17 protein-coding genes and 1 pseudogene are annotated in these 19,046 nt (G+C 64.8%); 9 read left to right on the top strand and 9 right to left on the bottom strand.

The window, feature by feature from the left end; genetic code table 11:
• The first annotated feature begins 7 nt into the window (after positions 1-7).
• Positions 8-1,480 (top strand): S10 family serine carboxypeptidase-like protein, encoded by a 1,473-nt coding sequence (locus AC07NF_RS07345; RefSeq protein ID WP_494627715.1) that lies wholly within the window; start codon positions 8-10, stop codon positions 1,478-1,480.
• Positions 1,481-1,491: 11 nt separating this feature from the next.
• Positions 1,492-3,030 (top strand): S10 family serine carboxypeptidase-like protein, encoded by a 1,539-nt coding sequence (locus tag AC07NF_RS07350; protein ID WP_494627713.1) that lies wholly within the window; start codon positions 1,492-1,494, stop codon positions 3,028-3,030.
• A 305-nt stretch (positions 3,031-3,335) separates the two neighbouring features.
• On the opposite strand, the gene AC07NF_RS07355 is transcribed toward AC07NF_RS07350, so the two are convergent.
• The 4 genes and pseudogenes from AC07NF_RS07355 to AC07NF_RS07370 form a co-directional block, all read right to left on the bottom strand.
• A complete protein-coding gene (locus tag AC07NF_RS07355) occupies positions 3,336-3,995 on the bottom strand; it encodes a hypothetical protein (protein WP_494628688.1) in 660 nt (219 codons plus the stop codon).
• A gap of 3 nt (positions 3,996-3,998) precedes the next feature.
• Positions 3,999-4,394, bottom strand: a pseudogene (locus AC07NF_RS07360) (TniQ family protein); the annotation flags it as partial.
• Complete coding sequence (locus AC07NF_RS07365) at positions 4,391-5,266, bottom strand: TniB family NTP-binding protein (RefSeq protein ID WP_494627711.1); 876 nt, start codon at positions 5,264-5,266, stop codon at positions 4,391-4,393. The gene AC07NF_RS07365 and the pseudogene AC07NF_RS07360, both read right to left, overlap by 4 nt.
• 38 nt (positions 5,267-5,304) lie before the next feature.
• Entirely contained in the window at positions 5,305-6,528 is a 1,224-nt protein-coding gene (locus tag AC07NF_RS07370) for a transposase family protein (RefSeq protein WP_494627709.1), read from the bottom strand.
• Between AC07NF_RS07370 and AC07NF_RS07375 the strand changes: the two genes are divergently transcribed.
• Positions 6,465-6,920: a LysR substrate-binding domain-containing protein gene (locus AC07NF_RS07375; RefSeq protein ID WP_494628676.1), complete on the top strand. Its 456-nt coding sequence runs from the start codon at positions 6,465-6,467 to the stop codon at positions 6,918-6,920. The two genes, AC07NF_RS07370 and AC07NF_RS07375, sit on opposite strands and share 64 nt — an antisense overlap.
• Positions 6,921-7,284: 364 nt before the next feature.
• Here the strand turns inward: AC07NF_RS07375 and AC07NF_RS07380 are convergent, their stop codons facing one another.
• Both AC07NF_RS07380 and AC07NF_RS07385 read right to left on the bottom strand, forming a co-directional pair.
• Entirely contained in the window at positions 7,285-8,247 is a 963-nt protein-coding gene (locus AC07NF_RS07380) for an alpha/beta fold hydrolase (protein WP_494627707.1), read from the bottom strand.
• A 24-nt stretch (positions 8,248-8,271) separates the two neighbouring features.
• Positions 8,272-8,646 carry a c-type cytochrome gene (locus AC07NF_RS07385; RefSeq protein WP_494627705.1) on the bottom strand — a complete coding sequence of 125 codons (375 nt, stop codon included), beginning with the start codon at positions 8,644-8,646 and terminating at the stop codon, positions 8,272-8,274.
• A gap of 127 nt (positions 8,647-8,773) precedes the next feature.
• Between AC07NF_RS07385 and AC07NF_RS07390 the strand changes: the two genes are divergently transcribed.
• From AC07NF_RS07390 to AC07NF_RS07400, 3 genes are all read left to right on the top strand, one after another.
• Positions 8,774-9,214: an anthrone oxygenase family protein gene (locus AC07NF_RS07390; protein ID WP_494627703.1), complete on the top strand. Its 441-nt coding sequence runs from the start codon at positions 8,774-8,776 to the stop codon at positions 9,212-9,214.
• 78 nt (positions 9,215-9,292) lie between these two features.
• Positions 9,293-10,213, top strand: coding sequence for an autoinducer binding domain-containing protein (locus tag AC07NF_RS07395; protein WP_494627701.1), 921 nt, complete (start codon positions 9,293-9,295; stop codon positions 10,211-10,213).
• Between the two features lie 118 nt (positions 10,214-10,331).
• Positions 10,332-10,862 (top strand): hypothetical protein, encoded by a 531-nt coding sequence (locus AC07NF_RS07400; RefSeq protein WP_494627699.1) that lies wholly within the window; start codon positions 10,332-10,334, stop codon positions 10,860-10,862.
• Positions 10,863-10,921: 59 nt separating this feature from the next.
• On the opposite strand, the gene AC07NF_RS07405 is transcribed toward AC07NF_RS07400, so the two are convergent.
• From AC07NF_RS07405 to AC07NF_RS07415, 3 genes are all read right to left on the bottom strand, one after another.
• Positions 10,922-11,803: an alpha/beta fold hydrolase gene (locus AC07NF_RS07405; RefSeq protein WP_494627697.1), complete on the bottom strand. Its 882-nt coding sequence runs from the start codon at positions 11,801-11,803 to the stop codon at positions 10,922-10,924.
• A 1-nt stretch (position 11,804) separates the two neighbouring features.
• Complete coding sequence (locus AC07NF_RS07410) at positions 11,805-12,233, bottom strand: VOC family protein (RefSeq protein WP_494627695.1); 429 nt, start codon at positions 12,231-12,233, stop codon at positions 11,805-11,807.
• Between the two features lie 354 nt (positions 12,234-12,587).
• Positions 12,588-13,010 (bottom strand): NUDIX hydrolase, encoded by a 423-nt coding sequence (locus tag AC07NF_RS07415; RefSeq protein WP_494655323.1) that lies wholly within the window; start codon positions 13,008-13,010, stop codon positions 12,588-12,590.
• A 663-nt stretch (positions 13,011-13,673) separates the two neighbouring features.
• Here AC07NF_RS07415 and AC07NF_RS07420 point away from each other — a divergent pair.
• From AC07NF_RS07420 to AC07NF_RS07430, 3 genes are read left to right on the top strand one after another with little or no spacing between them, the layout of a single operon-like run.
• Positions 13,674-14,093 (top strand): DUF1795 domain-containing protein, encoded by a 420-nt coding sequence (locus AC07NF_RS07420; protein ID WP_494627693.1) that lies wholly within the window; start codon positions 13,674-13,676, stop codon positions 14,091-14,093.
• Complete coding sequence (locus AC07NF_RS07425; RefSeq protein ID WP_494627691.1) at positions 14,090-18,634, top strand: RHS repeat-associated core domain-containing protein; 4,545 nt, start codon at positions 14,090-14,092, stop codon at positions 18,632-18,634. The genes AC07NF_RS07420 and AC07NF_RS07425 overlap by 4 nt, the downstream gene beginning before the upstream one ends.
• Before the next feature lie 7 nt (positions 18,635-18,641).
• Positions 18,642-19,013 (top strand): hypothetical protein, encoded by a 372-nt coding sequence (locus tag AC07NF_RS07430; RefSeq protein ID WP_492809972.1) that lies wholly within the window; start codon positions 18,642-18,644, stop codon positions 19,011-19,013.
• Positions 19,014-19,046 lie beyond the last annotated feature (33 nt).

The following is a 19,046-nucleotide window of genomic DNA, read 5'->3' on the forward strand; positions in this document are numbered from 1 at the left end:
GCCGGACATGGCCAAGAAGAACCTTCTCCTGCTGGGCCTGGCCAGCGCGTGCCTGATGAGTTCGGCCGCCGTAGCCGCGCCGCCGGACTGGGTCTCGACCCGTCACACCATGCCGCTGGGCGGCAAGACCCTGGCCTATGAAGCCGAGGTCGGCCGCGTGCCGATCCGCGACGCCGAGACCGGCGACGTCCACGGCTATATGGGCTTCATCGCCTATCGTGTGCCGACGACGGGCAAGCCGCGTCCGGTGACCTTTGTCTGGAACGGCGGTCCGGGCGCCAACTCGGCCACGCTGCATTTCGAGATGGTCGGTCCCAAGCGCGGGGAGGGGAGTGCTCTCGTCGACAACAAGGAGACCTGGCTGGCCGATACCGATCTCGTCTTCGTCGACCCGATCGGCACCGGCTTCAGCCGCCCGACGCGCTCCGAATACCGCAGGGAATTCTACGGCACCGTCGGCGACGTCGCCTCGGTCACCGAATTCATCCGCGCCTGGCGCCTGCTAAGCGGCGCCGAAGCCGCGCCGATCTATCTGGCCGGCGAAAGCTGGGGCGCGGGCAGGGCGGGCAGCGTCGGCTACAGCCTGATCAAGCGCGGCATCCCGGTGAAGGGCCTGGTCCTGATCTCCGGCGGCTCGGGCCTGAAGGCCGAGCGCCGCGATCCTAGCGTCAGCGCCGCCATGCGGGTCACCGACCTGGCCGCCACGGCGCTCTATCACGGCAAGCTGTCGCCCAGCCTGGGCAAGGACCGCGCGGCTATCCTGGCGCGGGTCGAGGCCTGGGGCCGCGAGACCTACGCGCCGGCGCTGGCCAAGATCAACGACCTGTCGGACGCCGACCGTGATCGCATCGCCGGCGAACTGGCCGGCTATATCGGCCTCAAGCCCGAGCAGATCGACCGCAAGACCCTGGTCGTCACCCCGCGCCAGTACCGCGAGAACCTGCTCAAGCCCGCCGGCAAACCTTTGAATATCTTCGACATGCGCCTGACCCAGTCGCCGAATGAGGACTTCGACAAGGCCGTGCCGAGCTATATCCGCCACGACCTGGGCTATCACACCGACCTGCCTTACGTCGGCAACGAGCGGCTGGACGACGCCTATTCGCCGACCGGCAAGTTCGGCGGCGGACCGGGCGCGGAGTGGAACTACGCCACCGCCGAGGCCACGCCGGAGGTGGTCGCGGCGGCGATAAAGGTCGCCCAGACGACGGGCGGCGGGCCGCCGGTGATCGGCCCACCGCTGCCCTCGACGGCCGAGGCCGTGGGGCTGGACGCCAAGCTGAAGGTGATGGTCGTGGCCGGGCGCTACGACTCCCTCAACAGCTGCACCGAGAACGACGAGACCGCCCGCCAGCTGCCCGCGTCGCTGAAGGCGGCCTTCAGCTTCAAGTGCTACGACGGCGGCCACATGTTCTATCGCGACCAGCCTTCGCGCCTGGCCTTCACCCGCGACTTCCGCACCCTGCTGCAAGCCCGCTGAGAGCTTCCGACATGAAAACCGCGCTTCTCGCCGGCGTCCTGGCCGGCGCCATGGCCTTCGCCAGCCTTGGTTCCTCCGTCTTGGCAGCGCCGATCGCGCCGCACGAGGACAAGACCGTCACCACGCGCCACCAGATGACGGCCGGGGGCAGGGCGCTGACCTACACGGCTCGCGCCGGCCTGCTGCCGATCTATGTCAACGACACCGGCGAACTGATGGCCTCGGTGTTCTTCATCGCCTACAGCGTCCCGACCCCGGCCGGCGCGCCGCCGCGCCCGGTGACCTTCCTGTGGAACGGCGGACCGGGCTCCAATTCGGCCCAGCTGCAGTTCATGGGCGTGGGTCCCAAGCGGCCTACAACGGCGGCGACCTATCCGGACTACGGCCCCAACACCGAGACGCCGCTGATCGACAATCCCGACAGCTGGCTGGCGACCAGCGACCTGGTGTTCATCGACCCCGTCGGCACCGGCTTCAGCCGCGCGACCAGCAAGGACTTCCGCGACGTGCTCTACAGCTCGCGCGGCGACTCCGAAGCCGTGGCCGAGGCGATCCGGGTCTATCTGACCCGCTATGACGGCTGGAACCAGCCGCTGTTCATCGGCGGCGAGAGCTACGGCACGACCCGCGCCATGCTGGTGGCCGAGGCGCTGGAGAAGCGCCGCACGCGGCTGTCGGGCGTGATCCTGATGTCGGGCGACTACGCCGTCGGCCAGAAGGTTTCGCCAGCCTTGGCCCAGGCGCTGCAGATCACCGAATTCACGGCCATCGCGCACTATCATAAGCGTTTGCCGGCCGATCTTCAGACGCTGTCCAGCGCCGAGGCCGAAAAGCAGGCCGAAGCCTGGGTGAGGGCGGTTTATGCGCCTGCGCTGGAAAAGCGTGATGCTCTGAGCACGGACGAACGCGCCGCCATTCTGGCCGGTTTGCAACGCTTCACCGGCGTCGAAAGCCAGTTCGTCGACGCCAAGACGCTGCGCCTCGATAGCGGCGCCTTCTTCGATCGGCTGTTGGCCGACAAGGGCTTCGAGCTGGGCCGTTACGACGGCCGCATCACGCTGAAATCCCGTCCCGAGGGTACGCCGTGGCTGCCGACCGGTGATCCCAGCCTGCAGCGCATGGCCGACCTGATGAACGGCACATCGCGGGTCTACAACGGCTACATCCGCCACGACCTGGGTTTCGAGAGCGACCTCGCGTATCGCGGCCCGTTTGGCGGCGCTTTCCATCCCGAACCGCTGGACGTCGACGCCCGCAGCGGCGTGGCCGCCGACTGGATGACACGGATGTTCAAGATGGACCGCAGCGATCAGCCCGAACCGCCGCTGGCGCGCGCCATGCGGATCAATCCCAAGCTTCGGGTCTGGAACGTGCGCGGAATGTATGACGCCTCATGCGCGGCCATGAACGAAGCCGTGGCCCAGTCGCCGGCGGATCTGCGTCCGCGTGTTTCGGCGACGTGCCTGGTTGGCGGCCACATGTTCTATTCGGACCTCGACACGCGACAGGTGTTCAAGCGCCAGTTCGACAGCTTCGTCGCGGGCAAATAGAACCAGCGCCGCTATCGTTTCGGCGCATCCATTATTTCCGATAATATATCTTAGACGATAAATGGATCAGCGTTCCCCTCTGCCGTTATTCCGCCCCGTTATGTCGCTGACTTACCGCTCGGCTAAGTCCGCTGTCACTGACTCCTATTCCTGCGAATCGCAGCTGTGCCGTTAGGAGTTGCCACGTCGTTCCGCGTTCTCGCGGATTTCTGACTCCAACTCTGCGACTGGCCGACTCCAATTGCGCGACTGGCAGGTAGCGCCTGAGCAGCCGCTTTCCAGCCCTGATTTCGTTGTCCCGAAACTCAGAAGACGCATCCACTGAACGCGCCAACCGCAGCGGCGTAACTCCAGCGCCGCCGGAGATCAGCCGGCCAGGCGCGCGATCGCTCGCCCAACTCCAGCACCATCGCTCTCGGCAGTTCCGTCACCAGTAGAAATGAAGGGTCGCGAATTGCGTGCGTGAACACGCTATTCCAGCCGGTGATCCTGCTGTGGCGATATTGGTTCAACAACCAGGATCGGCCGAGTGGCTCCTGAACCTCCTCCATCGGATCTGGAGGCTCTGCGAGTACTATGAGCGCCAGGCGCACGTAGAGCAGCCGCGTTGCGGCATCCACGTCGCTCAACCAGTCCAGCTGGAGCTCGTTCGACCCTTGTAATGATTTCCTGTCGAACAGCGGTCGCTCTAGGAGCGACGCCAACGGGCCGCCTCTCGGTTCGCGCCTATTTGCCGCCAGGGCGTCTACGACATCTCGAACAGCCCAGCGGAGCCTCAAACGGTTCACTAGGCGCTTCTCGTCGCCATCTGGCTCTAGCGATCGCCAAACGCGCTTGATCATGGCCACAGCATCGAAGTCCGCAGCCTCCAGAACGATATCTTGCGCCTCGCCCATGCCTGCATCCGACAAGGTCAGTTCGCTGGCGATTTTTATGGAGGAATGGCCGTGCGGCGTGAGCGGCACGCCGTGCTCTTGGCAGAAGGTGGCCAGCGGGTGCGTCCAGGCCCGGCGGACGTAAGGCGCCCTCCCCTGATCTACATCGACATGCAGACAGCGGACACAGATCGCCCAGCACGCTGGCGGCCTTGGGCCCGGCCGCATTGGATGAGAGACCAGGTCCGCGAGCGGCACACGCGCCAGAGTCTCCAGGCACATTCGTGTCATGGCTGCGAGCCGAGGCAGAGAGGTCGGATCGCCGCGATCGAGTCCTGCGACTGGTCCGCCAAGGTCTCGCTCCAGCTCGGCGACGGTTATGAGGTGGGCGTCGGCGACGCGAACCAGCCAGGACGACAGGGCCTCGTCAGGCTGCATAGGCGGCGCCAGGACCGAGAGATCGATGTCGTCGTCGCCCTCCCCAGTCATGGGCCTTCACGCCGACGGCGAAGCGCGACGTCCTCGATCAGTTGAGCGGACAGGCATTCCTCGGCATCCAACGCGACGATCGCTGCTCGTTCTATGAGGCTGAACAAGCGCCCCAGGATGGATCCAGAATGGAAGAACAGCGCATCCATCATAGATCTATTGACTGCCGTCGGCCTTCTCAGCGGGATGAAGCGCAGGCGTTCACGAACTGCCCCGACCGCCCATCCTTGCCGCTTCCCCCATGCTGGCAGAGCGACGATGTCAAACCGCTCCGCAAGATGTTGATCAGCTTCAATTAGAGCCTTGGCTTCGCCAGAGCCGAAGCCGACGATGCTCATCGACAGCTGGTTAGAAATATATTTGAGCACGTTCAACACGATGCGTTGCTCACGCGTGCGTAGTTCGGTAATGCGCTGAATTTCATCGAGGATCATCATCCTGATCCGATTTGCGGTCAGGTGGGTTAGCGCAATATCCTGAAGTCGCGAGGCGGTGGCTTCGATGGGCCGGGGAGCTTTCAGGCGCCGCAGTACATCTTCATAGAAGCGCTTCTCGGTGAGCTCGTCATTGACCTCAAGCCTGAGTACGCCCTCGGCGCGCCAGGGCTTGTCCTTCTCCTCTGGCTCGCTTGTGCTGGGATAGCGTGCGCGCACTAGGTTGAGGAAATGGACCTGGATCGAGCTCTTGCCCATATTCGAGCCCGCCCAAAACAACGCTGACGGCATACGCAGCCGTGGCGGCATCTCAAGCATCTCGAACATCCGCTCTATTGCGTCTTCCGCGGCGGGGTAATTGATCCAGCAGTCGGTCAGGATCGCAGCTTTGCGAATGGTGCGATCGGCGGTCGCCAAATGCGCGATGTCGGGATGCAAATGTCCAAACGGACCCTCATCGGGGGGGCGAGGTGTCACTAATCCTCTCCCTCAAAGATTCCGCCCCAGTCATCGTCATCGTCGTGGTCAGGCTGAACCGGCGCGGAGCGCCCTATCCACTGCCCCGCTGTAGCTCGCGCTATGGACAGCCTTTCGAGCTGACGCGCCGCCTGCGTCGATCGCCCTGCAGCGCCCTGAATGACCCGCTCGACCTCGGCGGCAGCGCGTTGAAGGGTCTCCCGGTGAGGACGGGCTTTGCCCGCCTCCCCCGCCCCGCGACGCGAGGCTTTGTAGAGCCACAGCGTCAATGGCGGCCCCTCGCGAAAACGGCTCAGCGGGACCGTGACATAGCCGCGCCCTCTAATTTGGACATAGAGGTGGGGAAGGTCGCGGGGGTCGTATTTGGCCTTGATCTCGCGCGTCCCGGAGATGAAAGCCTCGCCGATTTCCTGGCAATAGTAGAGCTCATTGAACGCCTGGATGCCCTGCCGCCCAATCGTGCGTGGCATCTCCGGGAGCAGGTCCAGACGAAATGCGTCCGGGTCTTCTGGCTGCTCGGGCGCCATGCCCGTCGTTGCCGCGCGCCAGGCGTCGATGGGCGAAACTCCAAGTTCGCTTTGCACCCGATGATGATAGACGCCCAAAATCTGATGCGCGAAGTAGTCTTGGAGCTGATCGAGCGTAAGCCGCGCGGACGCTTTGCTGTCGTAGTCGCCACGCGCCGTTGGGCTGTGGTGCGTTGCGCCTGGTAGTAGCCTGCAGGTTCCCATCAAGGTGCCGATGAGACGTTCGATATGCCCGCCGAACCGCGTCCTTCCCGGTGGCCGAAGAAAGGTCTCTACACCCTGGTTCTTCAGCGCGCGCACTAGGATTGGCGAGGCGAACTCCTTGGCGCGGTCGCTGTGTAAGAGCTTCATCAGCCCTTCAATGGGGTAATCGTAGTCGTAGCCATGCTTGCTCAGCCATGGACCCTTGGGCGCCACGGCGAGATCCAGGGTGGTTGCCACCCTTATCGCTGAGGGCGGTTCCAGCCCGACGTAGAACGCAGCGATCATGCGGGTGCAGACGTCGATCACGACGGTCAACCATGGTCGCCCGATCGGCCGTCCATCGCGATCGACAATGATTACGTCAGCGAGGGTATGATCGATCTGCCAGACGTCCCAAGGGCGCTTTACTTCATAGCGACGCCCGGCGTCTGGCGCCGCTGCATGTCGTCGCCGTGGCCTCGCCCGACTATCTGCGAGGCCGCCCGTCGCCACAGGACCCGCAGGACCTGGCCGCGCTGGACGGGCTATCGATGCGCTCAGCCCTCACCGGCCGCGTGCGGGTTTGGCGCATGCGCGATCGCGAGGGCGTCGAGACAACGTTGGAGCACAAGGCCAGCATCGTGGCCAATGACCCGGAGGCCCTATGCAGGGCGGCCCTGATGGGCCTGGGCGTGGCGATGATCGCCGTGCCCTATGTCGAGCGGCATCTGCAAAGCGGGGCGCTGCTGCGCCTCGCGCCGGACTGGTACGTCGACATCGGCGCCATATCGCTCTATTTCAGGGGCCAGAAGCTGCTGCCCGCCAAAACCCGCGCCTTCATCGACCACGTGATCGCCGGGTTCAAGGAGCTGAACTTGGCGCAACGGTTTTCAGCGGAGGGGTAGCGCCAGGAGCTGTCGTTGGCTCACCTCCAGGAGTCGGACATTCAGCAAGCAGCTTGGAGAAGACCGACAGACCCGTTGAGGACGTTCTCAAAGACAGAACGCGAGGCGTCGTGCGGCTTAGTCGCTATCAAACAAGGTGACGGTATCTCCCGCCGCATCGATGACGAATTTATCCGTAGCCTCCTGACGGAGCCGTTCTCCAGAGACGGTGTGCTTGCCCGATATCTGCAGCGGGTCGACGACAGCGCTTAATCTTCATCATGTTGGACCAGTTGGTGGTCTTATTGGCCAAACTGGATCGGTTCCTGACGGACTAGGCCAACGCGCACCATTCAAAAACCCGGTCGAACCAAGATGGGGATTTCTAGCCGACGGCCTCAAGGATCGCCTTGATAGTAGGACCGTCAACGCCATGACCTGAACGGGGCAAAAGTTCCCAGCGCGCGCCCGGGATGGCCTGGCTGACCTCTTGGGCCGCGGCGGGCGAGATCAACGGATCCAGCGCGCCGTGGATGACGGTCGTCGGCGCGTTGATCGCCCCAATCCGAGGTCGGATGTCGCCTAGGACCAACAGCGCCGCGCCCTGACGCAGCGTCCCCAACTGGTCCGGATCGCGGGCGGCGCTGGCCTGGGCCGTCTTTCGCGCTGTAGCTTCATCGAATCCCGCATCGTCACCAGCCAGGACCCGCGACATCGCCAGCCGCGCCTGCGCCACCGCCTCGACAGAACCGTCCTTGGCCGGAGTCGCGCCCGCCATGCGCGCAGGATTGGCCGGTAGAGGGTTTCTCATGTTGCCAGAGTTGGCGCCGATCAGCACGAGACCAACAACGTGCTCGGGCGTGGCCAGGGCCGTAAACTGAGCGATGGTCGCACCGCCCGACACGCCGACCAGCGTGACGCGCTTGATTTTCAGCGCGTCCATCACGCCGAGCACGTCCCTGGTCATGTCCTCGGCGGCGTAGGGCAAGGGCGCAGCCTTGCCAGCGCCGATTGCGGCGAATACCGCGCCGAAGTCGGGCATGCCCGCCGCGTGGAAATGGGTCGAACGGCCGGAATCGCGCAGGTCGATCAGAGTCACGCGCTTACCGCGCGCCACCAGTGCTTCGATCAAGGCCGGCGGCCACTCAATGAGCTGCATGCCGATGCCGGGCAAGAGCACGACGTCCTCGCCGCCAACCGGGCCGACCTGGCGGTAGGCGATCTCGACCGCGCCCAGCTTCACCGTCTTGTCAGCCTCGGCGACGACGGCCGCGCGCGGGGCGGCTAGCGGCGGGTCCAGAGGGCTGACCGCCAGGCAGAAGGCGAGCGGCAACAAGGCGATAGTCATGGATCTCCTCCTTGGCTGGTAGTCTTAGTTGGACCGCAGAAAGGCGATCAGATCCGCGCGCTTCCCGGCCTCGCCGACCCGGGCGGACATCGCCGTGCGCGGCGCCAGGGCTTTGGGATTGGTCAGCCAAGCGTCGAGCTTGGCATCCGACCAGGTCCAGCCGCCGCCCCGCAACGCGTCGCTGTAGCGAAAGCCGGCCACCGAGCCCGCGCGCCGGCCATAGACGCCGCCCAGGTGTGGTCCATGACGGTCCGCCGCCAGGTCATGGCAGCTGGCGCAGCGACGGCTAAACAGCTTCTGGCCGTTCATGGCGTCCCCCGCCGGCTGGCTTCGAACCGGGGAGGCCAAACCGGCGACGCTCAGGGCGGTCAGGGCCATGATCAGAACGGTGCGATGCATTTTACCCCTCATTTCGCGACAAGTCCGCAATCGCAGATCGATCGCCCCCGCAACAAGTACCTGACAGGGAGTTGAGAGGCAGATGCGGCCAAGCCAGACGGGCCTGCACCACATGGAGCAACGTTCGATGAAACTCGTCATGTTCGCCACGGCCCTGGCTGCGTCCGCGACCGGAGGCGTGTTCTTCGCCTTCTCGACATTCGTGACGCCGGCCCTGGATCGCCTGGGTCCGGGGCCCGGCGCCGAGGCGTTCCGATCGATCAATGTCGTTGTCATCAACCCGTGGTTCATGAGCCTGCTTTTCGGTACGGCCATCGCCCTGCTGGCGCTGTGGGGCTGGGCGTTCTTCGCAAAGACGTTGGAGCCGTTCCTGCTGTCGGGCGCCCTCGTCTACCTGCTGGGCTGCATCGGCGTGACCATGTTCTGCAACGTTCCGCTCAACGACGCCCTAGCCGCCGGTGGACCTTGGGACGCCTTCTACGCGCCGTGGATGTTTTGGAATCACGTGCGCACGGTCGCCTGCTTCGTCTCGGCGAGCCTGCTGCTCTGCGCGCCAGTCGCGCGCTAGGCCTCAAAACAGGCCGATCTGCATATTGCTTCGGACGCCCGCGGTCCGGTTAGATACGCGGCAGGTTGGACACGATTAATGAGACGACGCCCGAACGATCGGCGCTCCGTGCGAGCGCTGGACGACTTTCCGTCCTTCGGCGGACTGCTGGCGCGGTTCCGGCGCCGGGCGATGCTGTCACAACTGCACCTGGCGCTTGAGGCTGACGTCTCGCCTCGCCATCTGGGCTTTCTCGAGATCGGCCGCGCCCAGCCCAGCCGCGCCATGATCAGCCGCCTGGCCCAGGCCCTGCGCCTGCGCGACATCGATCGTGGTCAGCTGTATGTCGCGGCCGGCTACGTGCCGGAGAACGGTCAGACGGATCCGACCCTGACCTTCAAGCGCGCGGGCCTGGCGTTGTTGGCCATGGACGCGGCCATAGAGATCCACAGCGGGTTGGGTCAGGCCGGCGCCGTCGCCGGCGCTTTCCTAGAGCGGCTCGGGATCGTCCATTTCGCCACCGGCCTGTTTTCGCGGGCGGTCGGCGTCGTGTCATTGTCCGGCGAGGTCGGCGGACGACCGCCCGCCTCATGGCTCTCTCGCTATGTCGACGAGGATTTTGTGCAGGACGATCCGGTGGTGCGCTGGAACTTCAGCGGCTCGGGCATCTTCCATTCGCACCATAGCCAAGCTCGAACCCTAACAGACCGGCAGCGACGCATGTTCGGCGAGGCCGCCGACCATGGCGTGGGGACCTGCGTCGCAGTGCCCGCCCCTCGCCTGGATGGCCGCGTCCGTTCCTTCGCTGCCTGGAACGACCAAATCTCGCCCCATGACATCGAAGCGCTGACGGCGATCCGCATCGTCGCCACCGCCTGGCTCGACCGTCTCGAGCAGCAGGCGATGGCGAACCTGGCCGCGTGCGCGCCGTCGCGGCTTGCCGGCCCGATTATCCAGACCCTAGACGAGCCAGGCCCCGCCCTGCGGTTTCGCGCCCACCGGCTGATCGAGGGCGAGTGACCTTGGCTTAAGGCTGGGTATGCCGCGCACCAGAAGCGGCGGAAAGCTCGCGCAAGATTCGGGCTGCATCGGGCGAGCGCGCTCTTCAAAAAGCAGGCCTTCCTTCAGGAGGTCCTGCATGTCGATCCCCACCTCGCTTAAGCCCGCCATCGCGCTACGCCTTCTGGGCCTGGGGCTTACCTTGGCCGTGACCAGCTTGGCCTCGGCCCAGTCCGCCACAGCCGCCTGGCGGGCGAACTTCGCCCTGGAGCCAGGCCAGAACCTGAACCTTTCGCTGGCGCGCGCCGACGTGACGATGCAGGCCACGCGGGGACGCTACATCACCGTGGCCATCTTCGCGGACGGCGCGCCGGAAGATCTGGCCGCCGCCCAGGTGACGGCGCAAACCACGAACGGCGAAGTGCGGATCCAGGACCGTTATCGGCGGATGACCGGACCGATGCGCGAATGTCTCCCGGAGCTTGGCGAACGCGGCGACCTGTGGACGTCGACGGTTCGCTTCAAGGTCAAGGTTCTGACCCCCTCCGATACGGCTGTCGCCATTGATCTCATGGATGGCAAGGTTGACGATCGTCGGACGCTGGCGGCCGATGGTGATCAGGCGGCGATCGAGGAAGCCTGGTTTCGACGCGCGTTGGCGTTGCCCTGAAATCCTGCCGCCTCGGATTTCGGGCGTGGCCCTAAGCGGCCACGCCCAATCCTTTGTCTTCAGTCCGCCGGATCGAACATGCCTTTCGGAGTCTTACCGGCCAGGAAGGGGCTGATCATCGCCGCCAGAAGCTCCGGCTGGGACGCTATGGCCGTGTGAGACGTTCCCGGAAGGATCGCAAGACGGGTCGAGGGCAATGGCGCGCCGTTGTCGCCCATGACCCCGCCCCCCAGGCGCTTGAACATCGCCAGCGTATGTTCATGCGCGATGATGTCTGAATCGCCTTGGATGATCAGGACCGGCGTGCGGATGGCGCCCAGATCGGCCTCCCAGGCCATGGGACGATGCTCCAGCGCGATCAGCTTGTCGACCAGCGCGGGGAAGCCGTCCGGGTTGGCGGCGACCTCGCGATAGGACGCCTCGAACGGCGTGCCGACGAAGAGCTCGGGTTTGATCTGCGGGAGGAAGGCCAGGTAATCTGGATGCCATCCTTTGGCGTCGGAGGCGACCGACGCCAGCGCGGCGCGATCGACCCGCTCCGGATGGCGGATAACCAGCTGAAGGCCAGCGGCGGCGCCCATCGAGTACCCGAAGACATGGGCCTTCTTCAGGTCCACGGCGGTCATGAATGCGGCCACATCGTCCGCGAGGCTTTCGTAGCTGATAGGCGTCGAGCGGTCCGCAGTGCGGCCATGCCCCTGCAACTCCAGCGCGTACACGGTATTGGACCGGCTGAGCGCGGCGATGATCGGCTGCATGGGCCGGTTGTCCATGTAAGCGCCGTGCAGGACGACCAGGGGTTCGCCAGCGCCGGACACTTGGTAGTGCATCCGAAGGCCGTTGGCCTCGACGTACTTGCCGGGCGGCGGCGTCTGGGCCTGAGCCTGGATGGAGGATCCTCCCGCCAGGAGCAGAACGGCCAGAAATGCAGCTTTCAGCATCTCAGCGCTCCTGTGCGGCTTGCTCGCCGCCCGCCACGGCGTCTGGGTCCATCCACATCGGCTCGAAGACGTGACCGTCGAGATCCTGGAACGCGCGGACGTACATGAAGCCCATATCCTGGGGCTCGCGAAGGTCCACCTGGCCGCCTGCGTCTGCAGCGGCGCCGCAGATCTGGTCGACAGCGTCTCGATCCGTCTGTGGCAGCGCGATGAGCACCTCGCTGGTGTCCGAGCCGGCGATGGGTTTGCTGGAGAAGCTGGCGAAATAGTCATGGGTGAGCAGTTGGAAGTAGATGGCTTCCGACCAGACCATAGTGGCCGCCTGATCCGTGCTGAACGCCGGGTTCTTCACGCAACCGATGGCTTCGTAAAAGCGCACGGCTGCGTCTAGGTCGCGGACAGGCAGATTCAGAAAAATCATGCGGGACATAGTTCCTCCTGAAGACAGGTCGCCAAAGCGCGACAGGAAGAAACTGCACGGCTCAGAAAGGCTCGCACCTCCCTCAGAGGTCCGAGAATATGGTCGCGTCAGGCATTGTCTCGAGTGACTTCGGCGTTGGTCGCCACGTGCGCCCGCTACGCAATTGCGGATCTTGGGTTCGAGCCACAAAGCAGCCTTTCGATCCCACTCCCCCGCCTGTATCTGCCTCCGAGCCGCTGGGCATGAACGCGCCATGAAGCCGGGGGACCACCCTACCCGGCCAAACTGAAGATCTATCGTCGGTCTGGCAGCGCCAACAGCGGTCCTTGGATCACCGGCGAAAACGCGACCTAACCACAGTGCTTAACCGTCTAGGCCGGGTCGATCGAAGAGGATGCCGACCAAAGCGCCTTGACCAGATTGCAGCACATGGGCTGCTTCCAGCGGGATCCAGAAGAATTGCAGGCGCGTCGGCCGCGCGCTGCCATCGTGGTCTTCAGCTGAGAGCCATCGCTCGGGCAAGTCCTCTGGCCCCTGGGCTAGGAAGAAGTAGCGCCGCTGGCGCTCGAACCGATATGGCGTGATGTCGTAGTCACTGCTTCCGAGAAACCGGACAATCGAAAAGCCGGAGTACCCAGTCTCCTCTTCCAACTCTCGTAGGGCCGCCGCCTCGGGGCTTTCGCCAGTTCGGATCGTTCCCGCTGGCACCTGAATGCCAACCTCTTCGGGCGTGAAGTCTGGATGGGACATGACGAGCAGCCGCCCGCTCCGCACACAGTAGATCACTACCTTTTGGACTAGCGTCTTCTCCAAGGTCTCGAAGCCCTCCTTCGCCCTTGAGATCAAGCACTGATGAACGGCACTCAGGGCGTCAAGGGCGATGCCGCGCTAGGAGCTGACCTTGGTCTGCCTCCAGAAACAGGACCTTCGACCGCACGTGAGCGAAGGTCCGGATGTCGCCCTCGTCATCCCTTCCGGCCCCGACAGATGCAGGCGCCAATCGGTTCCAAGATAGCCCCAGCCATCCATCTCTCCACCGAGCGCATCCACGAAGTCTCTCGGAGTGGTTTCTGCGGCGGGAATAGCGTCAACGCATGCCGTCGGCGCCTGCGCGACCTTCGGCAAGATCATGGAGGCCCAGCAGCGCCGACAACAGGGCAGATCAAATAAGTGCCATAGCACAGCTTGTGCTTCGCCATCACGTCGCGCCAAAGTCATTGGTGGTCACTCGCTTCGCCGCTCCTAAGGCGGTCGATAGAACGAGTCTCCGCCAGAGATCTAAGATTACGTGGAAAGCTTAGCCTTGCGAACTCTTCATATCTCGAAGCGCGAATCCCCCTCATCAGCGACGAAATCTTTCTAGTTGGTCATTTCAACCCCGAACGGGGGTAGGCCACCTTTGCGCCCTAGGGTATAGGGGCTTCACACCGCACCAATAGGACGCAAAAAGTGTATCGGATCGCCGAAGGATCTCTAACACTGGCCTCCGAGTGGCAGGACCAGAGCGTCAATGTGCTTTTGCCCATGGGCGCAAAGGCGCATGGCGCCAATCTTGTCATCGCGCGGGACCGTCTACCGCTCGGCATGACCTTCCACGATTATGTCGCTCAGATGCGCCAGAACTTCATGGCGCAGCTGGCCGGATGCGAGATCTTCGCCGACACGACCGGCCAGGTCGACGGTCGCGAGGCTCAGCTCATGGAGCTCAGCTGGCGTAGCGACGGCAAGCCCATCCACCAAGTCATGGCGATGGTGCTGCACGAAGCCAATGCCGTACTGACATTTACCGGATCGATCCCGGGCGCACGCGATGAAGAAACGCGGAACGCGCTGATCTCGGCGATCATGTCCTTCACCTTCGCGCCGTGACCGACGCGTCCCCCATCGCCCACGACAAGCTACGCGAGCTTGGCGAGCGCACCGCCGCCACCAGCAACGCGAGCACGGTGTCAGCGATCGCGACGACGGGGCACGTCGCCTCCGCCGGCATCGTGGCCGCGGGGGCCTATTCAGCCTACAGTTCGGGCGGATTGACCGCGCTGAAGTGCTTTGGCGGCCGGGTCGCCGCGCCGATCGCGGGGGCCATGGCGGGCGCATGGATCGCCGAGAAGGTCCACGCCGACGAAGGGGCGTTCTGGGTCGCGCAACAATTTGGCGCCCAGCGCCTCGCGGGCCCTGGGAAACAGGCCGCGCACCTCACGCACCAGATCGCGCATAGCAACGCCTTCGCGGGGCTGCTCGCCGGCATAGCCGCCGGTATCGTCGTCGGGGCCCTGGTCGCGGTAAGCGCGGCCGCAATCATTGGAACGGCCGGGATGGCCGCGCCGCTTGTGGGGGCGGCGGTCGCCTTCGGCGCTGGTGCGGCGGGCGGGTTCGTCACCGCCGCGATCGCCGGGGCCGGCGCCAAGATGGCCACCTTGTCCGGCCCGATCGCCAGCGGTTCTCTCAATGTGTTCTTCGAAGGTAAGCCCGCGGCGCGCGTCACCGACATAGCCGCCTGCACCAAGCATCCGTCGGTCCCCTCGCTGATCATCGAGGGCAGCAAGACCATCTATATCAACGGCCTGCCGATGGCGCGCATCGGCCACAAGCTGTCGTGCGATGCGGTCGTCCAACAGGGCTGCGCCACCGTGCTCGGCGACGATACGACCGGCAGTTACGGGACCCCCGACGCCGAGCTGTCGATCGCGGAGCAGTTGTTGCTCTCGGTGGCCGAGGTCGTGGGCATGCGGTCGGCCGTGCGCCAGGGCGGCTTGCTGGACGGCGGGCTGCGGCGACTGTTCGGCGAGCCGGTCGATATCGTCACGGGCGACTATGCCGACCAGCGGACCGACTTCCAGTATCCCGGCATCCTGCCCTTGCGATTGGAGCGGACCTATCCTGGGCGAATGCGGGTGGACGGCATGCTCGGCCCGCGCTGGATCTGCAATTGGTCGCAGCGCGTGCTGCTCGACCAAAAGGCGGGCACGGCGCTGCTCGAGGATGCGGAAGGCCAGCGGCTGCTGTTCGCGATCGGAAGCGGGTTCCAGATCGACGCCCGCCACCTCAAGGCGCCTTATTATTGGCTGACCGGCACGCGCGACCAGCTTCGCCTGTTCGACAGCCGCACCCAGCAGTTCCTGCTCTTCGCGCCCGTCGGCGACGCGGCGACCCTTGAACTGGAGGGGATCGAGGATCGCAACGGCAACCGCATCCTGTTCTATCGCGACGCCAAAGGGCGCCTGACGAAGATCCGGCATGCGGACGGCACGATGTTCAGCGTGCAAACGACGCCGCAGGGCTGGCTGAGGACGCTGTCGATGGAAGGCGAGCGCGAGCCGCTCGTGCGCTACGACTATGATGCGGACGGACGCCTGCTGCATGTGCTGGGCGCGTTCACCGGCGAATTCCATTATCGCTACACGCCCGAAGGGTGGCTGAACGGGTGGCGTGACAGCGGCCTGACCGAGGTGGAGATCGCCTACGATTCGGCGGGGCGGGTTGTCGGCACGCACACCGGCGAAGGGATGTTCAACGACCGCTTCCTCTATTTCCCGGAGGAGCGACGCTCGCGCTATGTCGACGCCACCGGGGCGGTCACCAGCTTCCGCTACGACGCCAACGGCCTGGTCGTCGAGGAGGAAGATCCGCTCGGCGCGCGCACGATCAGCGAATGGGATTCGCTTGAGCGATTGCAGCGCCGGATCGATCCCGCGGGCCGCGAGACGCGTTTCGCCTACGATGGCGACGGACGCTTGATAGGCCAGACCGACTGGGCCGGACGCAGCGCCCGCTGGGCCTATGACGCCTGGGGGACGCTCGTCGAAGTCGAGGGGGCGGACGGCGTCGCTAGCTGGACCCATGATGCCCGCGGCAACGTCGTCGCATGGAAGGAAGCGAGCGGCGCGTCTGGCCATGCGGAGTACGACGAACGCGGCGCGTTGGTCCTTGAGAAACTCGCCGGGTTTGGCGCCACGCATTGGGAAAACGATGCGGCCGGCCGCCCCCTCGCCCGCCATGATCCTGGCGACCGGGTCACCCGCTACGAGTGGGATTGGATGGGGCGCCTTTTGGCGCTCACCGACCCCGCCGGACGGACCAGCCATTGGGCGTATCAGCGCTCGCCCGAGAACCCGCGCGGCTTGGTCAGCCATTCGCATACGCCAGACGGCGGGGAGGTCCGCTTCGCCTATAACGGCGAGGGGCTGATCAAGGCCCGTATTCGGGACGATGGTCAAACGACCCGCTATGCCCACGGCGCGTTCGACACGCTGCGCCAGGTCATCGACCCGCTCGGCGCGACGACGCAGTTCGCCTATGACGGCGCGGGCCGCCTGGCGGCGATCACCGACGCTGCCGGACAGCAGTGGCGGTTCCGATACGATCCTGCCGGGCGACTCTGCGCCCAGATCGACTGGGCGGGCCGCGAGACGCTCTATCACCACGACGCCCTCGGTCGCATCCAGAGCAAGCGGATGCCTGACGGGGCGGAACAGCGTTTCGAATGGGACTCGCGCGATCGCATCGTGCGGGTGATCGCGGGCGAAGACGCGATCTCCTACCGATATGACGATCGAGACAGACTGGTCGGCGCCAGCACTTGGATCATGGCCGATGGCGCGCCGCGGCGGATCGCCGATGTCTCGCTCGCTTACGACGGCAAGGGCCGGCTCGCCCGCGAGGAGCAGAACGGGATCGCAGTCGCCTATCGCTATGATGAGGCGGGGCGGTGCGTGGGCCGCTCCAGCCCTAGCGGCGAGACGGCGTTGGCGTTCGACGAGGCCGGGCTGCTCACGCGCTACGAAAGCAACGGCCATGCGCTGTGCTTCGCCCACGATGCGAGCGGGCTCGAGACGCTGCGCGAGCTGGCCGCGATCGGTACGCCAACCGCCTTCCAACTTCGCCAGCGCTACGATCTGGGCGGGCGGTTGGCGGAGCAGCGCGCAGGAGGCGTCACCGTCTTCGCGGCCGGGCAGAAGGAGCCCGACGCCCTGGCGCGCCGCTACGAGTGGGATCGCCTCGGCCGCCTGGCGGGCGCCGCCGAGACCGGCTCGGCGGCGGACAAGGGCGTGACGCGCTATAACTACGATCTGCGCGATCAGGCCGTGACGGTGGAGCGCGCTGGTGGCCGCGAGACCTATCGCTACGACGCATTGATGAATCTCGCCGAGAGCCTGGCAGGCGAACACCGCTATTGGCGCGACTGTGTGGTCGAGGCGGGACCCAACCGGTTCCGCTACGACGCGCGCGGGCGCATGACCGAGCGAGTGCTCACGCAAGCCGGTTTCCGCCCGCGGCGCTGGCGCTATCGTTGGGACGGCTTCGACCGCCTCGTGGGGCTGGAGACGCCCGACGGCGCGCGCTGGCGCTACACCTACGACGCGTTCGGGCGCCGGGTGGGCAAGGCGCCGCTCGACGAGTCCAGTCGCCGGGTGGACTATGTGTGGCAGGGCCAGGCGATCGCCGAAGCGTGGTATCGGCGCGGAGCCGGAGACGGTAGCGAGGGAGCCCCCGGCTCGATCGCGCTACACATCGAACGCTGGCATTTTGAGCCGGATGGGGTGCGTCCGCTCGCGAAGGAACTCGTCCACGCCGGGGAAGACGGCGCACCGGCGTGCCGCGAAGCGGAACTGCTGCCGATCGTCGCCGACCAGATCGGGGCGCCGCACGCGCTGTTCAGTGCTGACGGTGCGTGCCGCTGGCGCGCCGAGCCCGCGCTATGGGGCCGCACCCGCACAGCGCGCGACGTCCTGCGCGAACGCGATGGCGAAGCCGGGCGCGAGACGAACGAAACGTCGTGCGCGCTGCGCTTCCCAGGCCAGTGGGAAGACGCCGAGAGCGGTCTGCACTACAACCTCAACCGCTACTACGACCCGGAAACTGGACAGTATCTGTCGCCCGACCCGATCGGCATCGATGGGGGGCTAAGAACACATGCCTATGTGCACGACCCGCTGACGTGGACAGATCCTAGTGGGCTGGCGGCGTGTAACGGGCAACCGAAGCCTTACGGCACGCCATACAGGCAACTGTCCCAGAAGGCGCGGTCCGCACTTCTCGAGAAAGTCCAGAGCCGCACGATCACGCGCGCAGAGTGGCAGCGGCTGCAGTGGCACGACCGATTGACCGCTCGACGCCAGGAAGGGATTGATCAGTTCTGGCACCAGGAAAGACAGAACCTAGCTAACGGCCTGCCCGGTACGCGAAATTGGAACGCGCAAGCGCGTCAATCCATCATGGATGGCGGCACGCCTCGCGGCATTTTCGGACACCATAAATACAGCGTGTCTAAGTATCCCCAACTCGCGAACGATCCGAGCAATATTGCGCCAGTCACCTTCTCCGAGCATTTTCAGGGCTGGCATGGCGGTAATTGGCGGAATCCTTCACACGGCGTTCCGCTTAAACCCGAATTTCTTTTAGATTTTTGAGGTATTGATGTTGCGGATCGTTCTGGTGATCGACGGCAATGAACGGGTTACAGCCGGCGTTATCTCAAAAATATCCCGCCTGTCGGGAAAAGGTCTTATGGAAGTAAAAAACGCCATCGCCGGTCATACGCCGGTATTGGATAAGCCGTTATTCGATCGCTTAGACTCCACCCCTGCGAGAGATGTTCTGTCGCTGCTGAACGACTTGGAGGCCTCGAATATCGCCTACAAGGCCTATGAGCTCAGCGGGAAAGATGTTTACTATGAGAGGCATAAATATTTTGAGATAAATTCTGCCAAGCTGACCAATATTATTGATGCTCGTGAGAAATCGATAGATCAACAGCGCGTCATCGGGCGGCTGGAAGATCCGGAATGACGTCATGGCGTGACGTTTTGTCAGGGCGCGCGT

It is taken from the genome of Caulobacter sp. GW821-FHT10A06 (genome assembly GCF_059415805.1).

What these genes read in the sequence shown, in the direction of transcription:
- AC07NF_RS07345 (WP_494627715.1), top strand. Translation starts at nt 8, where the DNA reads ATGGCCAAGAAGAACCTTCTCCTGCTGGGCCTGGCCAGCGCGTGCCTG.
- AC07NF_RS07390 (WP_494627703.1), top strand. Translation starts at nt 8,774, where the DNA reads ATGAAACTCGTCATGTTCGCCACGGCCCTGGCTGCGTCCGCGACCGGA.
- AC07NF_RS07405 (WP_494627697.1), bottom strand. Translation starts at nt 11,803, where the DNA reads ATGCTGAAAGCTGCATTTCTGGCCGTTCTGCTCCTGGCGGGAGGATCC.
- AC07NF_RS07395 (WP_494627701.1), top strand. Translation starts at nt 9,293, where the DNA reads ATGAGACGACGCCCGAACGATCGGCGCTCCGTGCGAGCGCTGGACGAC.
- AC07NF_RS07410 (WP_494627695.1), bottom strand. Translation starts at nt 12,233, where the DNA reads ATGTCCCGCATGATTTTTCTGAATCTGCCTGTCCGCGACCTAGACGCA.
- AC07NF_RS07385 (WP_494627705.1), bottom strand. Translation starts at nt 8,646, where the DNA reads ATGCATCGCACCGTTCTGATCATGGCCCTGACCGCCCTGAGCGTCGCC.
- AC07NF_RS07430 (WP_492809972.1), top strand. Translation starts at nt 18,642, where the DNA reads ATGTTGCGGATCGTTCTGGTGATCGACGGCAATGAACGGGTTACAGCC.
- AC07NF_RS07380 (WP_494627707.1), bottom strand. Translation starts at nt 8,247, where the DNA reads ATGACTATCGCCTTGTTGCCGCTCGCCTTCTGCCTGGCGGTCAGCCCT.
- AC07NF_RS07350 (WP_494627713.1), top strand. Translation starts at nt 1,492, where the DNA reads ATGAAAACCGCGCTTCTCGCCGGCGTCCTGGCCGGCGCCATGGCCTTC.
- AC07NF_RS07400 (WP_494627699.1), top strand. Translation starts at nt 10,332, where the DNA reads ATGTCGATCCCCACCTCGCTTAAGCCCGCCATCGCGCTACGCCTTCTG.